A 9,572-nucleotide genomic window follows, 5' to 3' on the forward strand; every position below is an offset into this window, starting at 1 on the left:
AACACGATCTGACTATAATTAATGCAATCAGGAATAAAATGGTGCTAAGGGTCGTTGCTGTCATCAAGAATCAAAGAAAATATGTGAATAACTATCAAAAAGCAGCATAAAAAGTATTTCGTTAAGTCATAGCAATCATTGCGAGGAGGAACGACGTCGCAACCTGATTTCGCGAATAAAAACACGTGACTCCGTTCAGCAAAGTCTCTGACTTTGTTGTAGTGGAAACCGGTCCACCGACCGGATTGCTGCGGTCAGGAGACCGCGTCCGCCGGAACGAAGTCGGGAGACTTCGCTCAACTGTGCGTGTGCTTGCTCTCCGGGAGCATTAAGCGCGAAATCAGATCCCCACTTCCTCCTTCGTCGTCATCGGGAGGACAAATGCGGGCGAGCTATGTATCATGAGCTATACAAAAACACGGTCGTTGCGAGGAAGAACAACGTTGCAACCTGATTTCGCGAATGAAACGTTACTGGCGCGAGTCTTCCGAAGGGTGACTCGTGTCTGGCATACTTGCCAGTCTCCCGACTGGCGTCTGTAAATCATGCTGCTAAAGAACTTAATAGCATTCCCGACGATGAACGGAGCGTCGCAACTCTGCTTAACCGGAGCGATCAGCCGGCTGCAAAAAGCTAATTTGAATGTTGTATGACTGGAAAATCCTCCTTATTTGCATTTTTTGACCGCGGATTTTACACTGCCCGTTGTCATTTTCAATTGAAACTACTTTCGCAACACCAGATTTTCTTTTGCCGCCCATTGTGCCACATCCTGTTTGCTCAACGCAGCAGCCATCATGTCGGGAAATTTATCGGGCGTACACGCGAAAACAGGTACACCGAGGTTTGATAAGAATTGCGCATTACCATGATCATACGATGGTGCGCCTTCATCATTCAGCGCCAGCAAGACGATCAATTGCACACCCGCTGCAACCAGTTCTGTAGCGCGTTTCCGCATACCCGACTGATCGCCGCCTTCATAAAGATCGGTAACCAGCACCATGACAGTATCGTCTGGTCTGGTAACGATTTGCTGACAATAAGTCAGCGCCGCATTAATATCTGTTCCGCCGCCCAATTGTACGCCGAATAAGAGTTCTACAGGATCCTGCAATTCTTCTGTAAGGTCAGCAACAGCCGTATCAAACACTATCATTTTTGTTTTCACCGCAGGAATTGATGCCAGCACCGATCCGAATATTCCTGAGTAAACTACCGACGCTCCCATCGAGCCACTTTGATCGAGACATAGAATAACGTCTTTCAGAGATGACCGCTTTCTGCCGTAACCGACCTTGGTTTCCGGAATAATGGTTTTGTAACTGGGTTGGTAATGTTTCAGATTTCTGCGAATGGTCTCTGCCCAGTTAATCTCATTATGCTTCGGACGAAGATTACGCGTACTTCTGCTTAAACTGCCCACAATTGCCTGCTGGGTCGGTTGCGATAATTTACGCATCAGCTCATCCACCACTTTACGCACAACCGCACGAGCCGTATCTTTTGTTTTATCAGGAATCACACGGCTAAGCGTCATAAGCGTTGCCACCATGTGTACATCCGGCTCAATGTTTTCCAGCATCTCCTTCTCAAACAGCATCTGGGTAAGGTTGAGGCGATTCAAGGCATCTTTCTGCATCACCTGCACAACGGTGTTAGGAAAAAACGTGCGAATATCACCCAGCCAACGCGCCACATTGGGCGAAGACGCTCCCAGTCCACCCTTCCGGTCTGAATCATACAATGCCTCCAGCGCGTCATCCATTTTTTCATCGAGTCCGGTCAACTGAAAACCAGTTCCGTCGTTTTCATTGCCGCCTAATATCAAACGCCATTTGCGTAAAACTTGCTCCTCGCTCATCATACATTGCTTTAGTTGTACCCCAATAATTGCATTACCACAGGAATAGCCATTCTCGCCCTTTCCACATCGATATCTTTATTCACTTTTACAGTAGTCCCTACAGTACCTGATTTTACTTTTTCACCGATTCTTCTTCTTTCCGATTGAGAAAACTCGGCAAATGTTCTTCTTAATAATGGCAGCAACTGTGTAAAATTGCCTTCATCCAATTGTTTCACCCAGTTATTAACCGTCTGCCAGAGATTATCATCGAGCAATAAAATAGTACCGCTGCCTTTCAGAAAACCTTCCAGCCATGCGCCTGCATCCGCCGGAGCAACTGCCTTACTGAGACTGCTGTAAAAAATATTGTATAGCTCATCGCCCTGTAAAATGCGATAATCCATCAGTTGCCGCACGGCAAATCCCCTGAGCATCGAAGCTGCATGCTGATTATATGCAATCTGCTGCAAACATTGCTGCCATTGCACTATAAACATCTGATGTTTTAATAACTGAATACTATGTTCGATCTGTGTACAATCATCGGTCAATGAAATAGCAGTATCTTCATCAATACCAACACATGCTGCCGGCAACCCGATGCAGATTCGCGCAATCATGCTGCTGAGCAAAGAAAGAATCATACCGGCGTCAGTTTGCCGTACGTTGCCGTAACGAACAATGCCTGCAAGCCCCGGAATTACTTTTACAAGTTCGAGCACGTCATTGGTTGCGGCAGCCATATCATTGATATGTTGTCCCACAAATTCAGCTGCATCCGACAATTCCGCAGGAATCACCTGTTGCAGTAAAACAGCTACCTGGTGCAGCGTCTGTGCATCTTTACATTCCTGAATAATCCATGCACTCGCCGCCTCTTCTACTGTATTGCCCCAGGTTCCTTTCTCCACAATATCAACAGAAAGCTCCGGCCGCCATTGTAAGCGCCACAATTCTTTAAAAGTTCCTTTACCACCTACATGATTTTTCTGCCCCCAGTCGATATCCAATATCTGCAACCGGTGCAGAAAAATGCTTCGTTCCAGGTCATTCTCTTTACGCAGATCTAAGGTATACTCCTTAAAATCGGCAGTAACAGCAAGTCGTAATCTTTTTTGTGCTCTTTCGATATCTACCTGCAATGGCGGTTTGGGAATATCGTCCGGTATAGATCCAATCCTGTTACCGACGATGAGTTCGTTTCTGATCAGTTGCAACAGCATGTCTTCCCCATTGCATAAAACGCTCCATGTCGCTTCATTGAGTTCCTGCAAACCCGCACGCGGCATCTGTCTTAACGCGGCCAATGCATTTGCGAGTCGCACCGACTCTATCACATGCGCAACAGAAGTATCCATTTGTTTCTGCCGGAAAAGTCCTGCTACTTTGCTCATCCAGCGAGTACCGTCATCTTCCGGATAATTCCAGAGATGCTCATACCACCCAGGGGAATGAATACCTGCGCCATAACCGCTTTCGAACGATAAACGATTGTAAGTCCAGGGAACCCAGGTACATTCTGTTTTCACTTTTGGCAATCCTTTCAGCAGCTCATTATCATCTTTTTGCTTCGGCATATTTTTCAAAGCGGGTGCATGCCAGGCGCCGCAAATCACCGCAATATTGGTAAACATTTCACGCTCCGCCTGGCGGATGACTTTGCGCATATACGCTTCGCGCAATTGTTCCTTTCTATCTTTCTTACCCGGAAAAACAGTGCGTAATTCCTGCATGGCTTCACCAACCGCTTCAAAAATCCCCTCATTATTTCGCCTTTGTTCAAACATCATCTCCCACCAATGCTCACCATCGTCAAAGCCTGCGGCCTCAGCCATATAGCTGATCGGATCTTTCTTCGGCACAAATACTTCGTCTTTTCCTGACGTGACCGATTGTATAGACGAAATAACATCGTCCTCAGACTGTTCTTCCGTTTTATTGAGGGCTTCTCGTTTTTGTTTCTCGATGGCCAGCATATGCATTGCCGGAAGGTCCATAAACCTTACTGGAATATTGTTCTGACGGGCATATAAAATCGCCTGCCATTCGGCTGAAAATTCTGCAAACGGATAAAAAACGGAATGCTTGGGATCATCAGGCTGATAAACCAAAATCGCTACAGGCGGCCGCAATTCTTCTTTGCCCACCCACTGCAAAATACCATCCGCATCCGGCGGACCTTCCACCAGCACAATATCCGGTTTCATCTCCTCCAGAAATTTCCGCACATTCCGCGCTGATCCTGGTCCATGATGTCGTATACCTAGTACTTCCATTTGAGTTATACGTTGTAAGTTGTACGTTGTAAGTTGCCAATTTTAGAGTTGTACGTTTTAAGGCGTGCGTTTTAAGTTTTGAATTTTCAAGTACCAACTTATCACGTAAAACGTACAACTTATCACTTCAACAACTTATAACTTAGAACGAACACTTTTAATTAATGAAATAAGCATCGCTTTTATCTCGTTGATATTCTCGGTTAAAGCATTAAATGTCTCGAGGTTCATGTACCCAAGATCTTTTGCTAGTAAAAGAAAATATTCACTTTCGTTAGCTGAGCCCAATGAAATGTTCAAAAAATTAGCCAGTTCCCGTTGACTGATTTTGCCACAACCTTCAGAAATATTTGCCGGAACCGATGCCGCTGCTCTTTTGAGCTGACTGGTCAATCCATAAAGTTCTTCCTGAGGAAATTGCCTGGCAGTGTTATAAACCTGAAGTGTAAACACGTGTGCTTTAGCCCATACTTTTAAATCGTGGTAGTTCTGCATTTTAAGTGGTATGTTTTAAGTTTTTTGTCCGAATTTCTTCTCAAAACATAGAGCAAAATGGGACCACAACTAATTCTATTACCTCAAGTTTATTAGTACAACATATAACGTACCACTTAAAACGTACAACTCACTAAAGCAGCTCCCTGCAAGCCCTGTACACATCCTTCCAATCCTCCCGCACCTTCACAACCGTCTCCAGGTATTCCTGCCATACAATCTTATCCTGCACCGGATCTTTGACAACTGCGCCGATAATACCCGCTGCGAGATCACCCGCTTTCAAAACGCCATCGCCGAAATAGCCCGCCATCGCCAGTCCGTTGTTTACAACAGAAATAGCTTCTGCCGTACTCAACGTTCCTGAAGGAATTTTCAATTTCGTTTTTCCATCAACAGTAACACCGTTACGCAACTCTCGGAAAATAGTCACGATCCTTCTGATTTCCTGTAATGCCGGTGGTTCCGCAGGTAGCTCCATCACTTTTTCATAACTCTCTACACGACGTTTTACAATATCCATTTCCTCTTCAATTGAATCAGGCACCGGGAGAATTACCGTATTAAAACGGCGCTTCAATGCACTGCTCAGCTCATTCACACCTTTATCACGATTATTTGCCGTTGCGATCACATTGAATCCTTTCTCTGCCTGCACTTCCATATTCAGTTCCGGAACAGGCAGCGCTTTCTCACTCAAAATCGTGATCAACGTATCCTGCACATCCGCTCCAATACGGGTCAACTCCTCTATACGCACTACTTTACCATCTTTCATGGCACGCATCACAGGCGTTTCTACCAGCGCTTTCTCCGTCGGCCCTTCAGCCAGCAGACGCGCATAGTTCCAACCATAACGGATGGCTTCTTCTGCCGTACCAGCTGTCCCCTGTACAATCATCGTACTATCGCCACTGATCGCCGCAGCCAAATGTTCACTGACCCAGCTTTTTGCCGTTCCGGGCAAGCCGTACAACAATAGCGCACGATCTGTAGTAAGCGTGGCCACCGCAATTTCCATCAGCTTTCTGTTGCCGATATATTTGGGTGAAACTTCAAAACCGTTAGCTAAACTTCCGCCCATCAGATAAGTCACCACCGACTGTGGCGTGAGTTTCCAGTTAGCTGGTCGTCTGCCGCTGTCCTGCTTTTGCAGCTCTTCTAATTCTTGTGCAAACAATTCTTCCGCGTGTTGCCGTAATACGTTTGACATAGTATGCTAATTATTTTTTCTCGTAGATAAATGATGAATAGTCGATACTTTCAACTGCATCAACTTTTGAGTATAAGCGACTGTATTGCCCCACTGGCTTTGAACATAGGACTGCTGTGGCGTGTATTTTTCTGCGATTGCAGGAAAATCTGCGGGAAACAAATCAATATAATCGTTGTAAAATTTCCTGTTGAAACGATACATATCCGAAGCAAGATGTTCGCATATCACCGCACCAAACGATGAACTGATTTCAATTTCAGCCTTGCAGAACGTATCAATTATTTCAGTTCTGATGTTCGCGCCCTGAATACCGTTTTGCTGTGCAAAGTATTGCTCCGCGTAGTTATTAGCTTCCACCTTCGGCAAAATAGTAATGGCACGTTTGTAAAAATTGACATTATCCTTTTGCAATGCAATCTGCAAACACACCACATCTCTAAACTTAATCGCCGACCCAATCAACGCAAATAAAAGAAATGATTTTTTCTGCCAGAAAAGATTTGCCATCTCTTCATAATCGACGCCCAATAAAGTTTTCAAAGCGGAAGGCGGCACATTTTGAATCAATTGACAAGCGATATAAGTCGCGTCATCGAGGTCTTTAATATTGCTGAGCTTTTCAATTCCCGTGGCAAAAACAGATTCGTCTACCGATGAAACATCAACATCCAATACTTTCTTAGAAATCAACCCCAGCATCGATTTCTCCTTCTTTATCTGAACACTTTTCCGCAGCGCGTCAACATATGATTGTACAATGGATGAAGCGGGAATCAGCTTCAGTAAATGAATAGCGAGATCGTTTACTTTCTTGCTTTTTTCGTTTTGAATCTGTTCCAGAAAGCGAACGTCCTCATTCCCGATATTGGTTTCCAGCACACCGAGCAAAACTGTTTTTGTTTGCGCATCTTCAGTTGTCCATGTTTGTTCCAGCATTTGCAAAGCCTTCCCAGCATCGGCTTTACGCACCTGCATCAATGCTTGTTTCCGCTGCTCCGATGATCCGGTTTCCCAAATTTCTGCTGTATTATCTGTTGCGGAAAATTTCCAGTCCTTATTAAATCCGATCAACCATTCACCACGTTTACCGCAGCATTTTATAACCAACGGCAACAGGCTTCTATTCACTGAAGCTTCGTCAAATAAAATTGGAATAAATTCTGGCAGCACCACGAAATCGGCATCAGCACAGCATTGCAGCCACACACGCAATAACGCTCCGCTTTCCAGATCGAGGATATCCCGTAGATTTCGCATTGCCGCCGGTGAACAATATTGTTTTTCTTCTGCCGGTGCCGGTTCTATAGCGGCTTCTACTTTCACAGGCACCGTTACTCCTGCTTGCTTATAATTGAATGCAAGCGCCAGACTTTGCAAAAATATTTCTTCACTGTCGAGCGTCGGATTATCGCCTATCTTCCGCAACGATGGCTGTAATGCATCGTCGGCCTCATTTAGGTTCAATTGTTGCTTGTCGGTGCCGAGCAAAGCAACTTGTATGATATGATCGTCAAAATGCATTTTGTATTCCTTTAGGATAGTACTTTATAAATGCCATCAATCCAGACACCCATAGGTTCAAATTCTTTCTCCAGGCCTACCACAGACATTGCTACTGCGTTGCCACCGCTCAATGCCAATAAGGACCATAGCTTATCAAATCCTTTCTTTATGGGCATCACACGTTGTTCTTCATCTTGTAAATGCCATGTTTCATTTAGTAAAACAGGCCTGATATTTTCAACGACATAAGCTGCCGGATTTTTAAATGGCAACAAACTATACGCTTTTGCCTGGGCCGTCAAAACATCAGACCAATTCGTGAAAAACTTCGACATTGCAGCGTTTCCCGCAACAGAATAATTCTTAACGGTAGCACGCTGCGGTAATATCGACGGATAAAAAATCAATTCGCCATCAATATATGTACCGGGCATCAATGTCAATTGTCCGCCCTGACCACGAATCAGGAATTGCAACACAAGCGCGTACTTACCTGTTTGCATGCCATACAACCAGAAGCGTTCTGTGGTGACCGTGTCTTCTTCAATCACTTCTTTCGCTAGCACCAACCAATGATCTTTTACGACGGGCTCTTCCGCGAGACTGTCCTGACTTTGCGGAAAACCAATAAATGTTCTGATATCCTGTTTTAAAGGACTTTCAATCTTATCTTGATTTTTGAACCCCGAAGCAACGAGATAAATACGCGCCAGCTGATCGAGCAATTGCTGCTGCCAGCCATCTTCGAAGAAATTAATATTACCCGCCATCGCGACCATCCGCGCTAAACCAGGCGCCTGCGCATCAATCATTCGTCGCGACATATTCGCAAACAACAGATGACCTTTTTCAGGAACGGTCAACATACCATGCCGGATGATATCTTTCATCCAGAGCAGCAACTCTTCAATGCCGTCGCTTATTTTCTGTTCTCTTGCCGATTGCCTTTTGGCTTGTGCAGCTTCATCAACAACCTTCTCCTTTTTCTCTGCCTGTTTTTCCAATCGTTCGGTCCGCTTATCGATCCATTCTGCTACCCAGTCTGGCATCGCATTCTCTGTAAAAAAGGAAGGCTCTTTGACATAAAGCAACATCAAACCCAAACCATGTTTACAAGGAAATTTCCGCGAAGGGCAGGAACATTTAAAAGAAACCGTAGAAAGATCCACCTGCGTCTGGTACGGCTTGCTACCACTACCCTTGCATTCACCCCAAAGCGCTCTTTCATTCGCGCCAACGCTCACCCAATTCGCCGTTCCAGCCAAAGCTTTTCCAGCTTTCCTGGAAGACTCATCGGGCGCAAGGTTTAATATCTGTTCTTCGGTTAAGTTCAAGGAGAAAAATTTGGGAGTGAATGTAGGAATATTCTGCACCAATAGACCACCAACACCCTAATAGTGCGATATATTAATTGCTGAAATATTGTAACTGCAACTAATGTACTTACCACTCCCGGCAAAAGAAAAGAGAAACGCTTAATTAAAAATCCCATTCATCTCCGTCAACACAATCGGCGCGCCATCCGTCACCACAATCGTATGCTCATGCTGCGCCATATAGCCGCCTTTGTTGCCTACCATTGTCCAGCCGTCCCTGGTATCAACTGCATATGTAGATGTCGTGGAAATAAACGTTTCAATAGCTACGACCGAATTCTTTTTGAATCGGCGATGATCTAAACGATTCTTATAGTTCATTAATTCCTCAGGGTCTTCATGCAGCCCGCGACCAATGCCGTGTCCGCCGAGGTTTTTAATCACTTTATAGCCATGTTTCTTCGCTTCGGTTTCCATCAGATGACCGATGTCGGCAATCTTCACACCGCCTTTAATATTGCTGATAGCTTTTCGCAGAATTTCTTTGGAGGCGTTTACCAATTTCTGATGATGATTCAGATCTTGTCCTACAACAAAAGAACAGCCGTTATCCGCCCAGAACCCGCCCAATTCCGCAGATACATCAACATTGATCAGATCACCTTCTTTTAGAATGCGGCTTTTCTTCGGAATGCCATGACAAAATTCATTATCGACACTGATGCAAGTCCAGCCTGGAAATTTATATGTGAGAAATGGCGCTGATTTTGCACCGAAACGAGACAACACCTGCGCGCCAAATTCATCGAGCTCTTTCGTGCTCATGCCAGGCTGTGCATAATCGATCATTTCTTTCAAGGTAATGGCAACAGCTTCACTCGCTTTTTGCATTCCCAGTAATTCCGATTCTTTTGTGA

At 44.9% G+C, this 9,572-nt stretch carries 7 protein-coding genes; all 7 read right to left on the reverse strand.

Features of this window, described 5'->3' with window-relative positions:
- Positions 1-724 precede the first annotated feature (724 nt).
- Complete coding sequence (locus tag DN068_RS03540) at positions 725-1,864, reverse strand: VWA domain-containing protein (RefSeq protein WP_243630078.1); 1,140 nt, start codon at positions 1,862-1,864, stop codon at positions 725-727.
- 11 nt (positions 1,865-1,875) lie between these two features.
- Positions 1,876-4,125, reverse strand: a complete 2,250-nt coding sequence (locus DN068_RS03545) for a DUF5682 family protein (RefSeq protein ID WP_110997517.1) — start codon at positions 4,123-4,125, stop codon at positions 1,876-1,878.
- Positions 4,126-4,260: 135 nt separating this feature from the next.
- Positions 4,261-4,620, reverse strand: a complete 360-nt coding sequence (locus tag DN068_RS03550; protein ID WP_110997518.1) for a four helix bundle protein — start codon at positions 4,618-4,620, stop codon at positions 4,261-4,263.
- A 133-nt stretch (positions 4,621-4,753) separates the two neighbouring features.
- Positions 4,754-5,833 carry an ATP-binding protein gene (locus DN068_RS03555; protein ID WP_110997519.1) on the reverse strand — a complete coding sequence of 360 codons (1,080 nt, stop codon included), beginning with the start codon at positions 5,831-5,833 and terminating at the stop codon, positions 4,754-4,756.
- 6 nt (positions 5,834-5,839) lie between these two features.
- Positions 5,840-7,357 (reverse strand): DUF5691 domain-containing protein, encoded by a 1,518-nt coding sequence (locus DN068_RS03560; RefSeq protein ID WP_110997520.1) that lies wholly within the window; start codon positions 7,355-7,357, stop codon positions 5,840-5,842.
- Positions 7,358-7,368: 11 nt separating this feature from the next.
- On the reverse strand, positions 7,369-8,673 hold the full coding sequence (locus DN068_RS03565) for an SWIM zinc finger family protein (RefSeq protein ID WP_110997521.1): 1,305 nt from the start codon (positions 8,671-8,673) through the stop codon (positions 7,369-7,371).
- 141 nt (positions 8,674-8,814) lie between these two features.
- A partial coding sequence (gene map, locus DN068_RS03570) for a type I methionyl aminopeptidase (protein WP_110997522.1) occupies positions 8,815-9,572 on the reverse strand: 758 nt, incomplete at its 5' end.

Origin of the sequence: Taibaiella soli (genome assembly GCF_003236175.1) — a bacterium.
In the GTDB taxonomy this organism is placed as follows: domain Bacteria; phylum Bacteroidota; class Bacteroidia; order Chitinophagales; family Chitinophagaceae; genus QKTW01.

Excerpts from the sequence above, each read along its gene's own strand:
- DN068_RS03540 (WP_243630078.1), bottom strand. The coding sequence starts at position 1,864 with ATGAGCGAGGAGCAAGTTTTACGCAAATGGCGTTTGATATTAGGCGGC.
- DN068_RS03545 (WP_110997517.1), bottom strand. The coding sequence starts at position 4,125 with ATGGAAGTACTAGGTATACGACATCATGGACCAGGATCAGCGCGGAAT.
- DN068_RS03550 (WP_110997518.1), bottom strand. The coding sequence starts at position 4,620 with ATGCAGAACTACCACGATTTAAAAGTATGGGCTAAAGCACACGTGTTT.
- DN068_RS03555 (WP_110997519.1), bottom strand. The coding sequence starts at position 5,833 with ATGTCAAACGTATTACGGCAACACGCGGAAGAATTGTTTGCACAAGAA.
- DN068_RS03560 (WP_110997520.1), bottom strand. The coding sequence starts at position 7,357 with ATGCATTTTGACGATCATATCATACAAGTTGCTTTGCTCGGCACCGAC.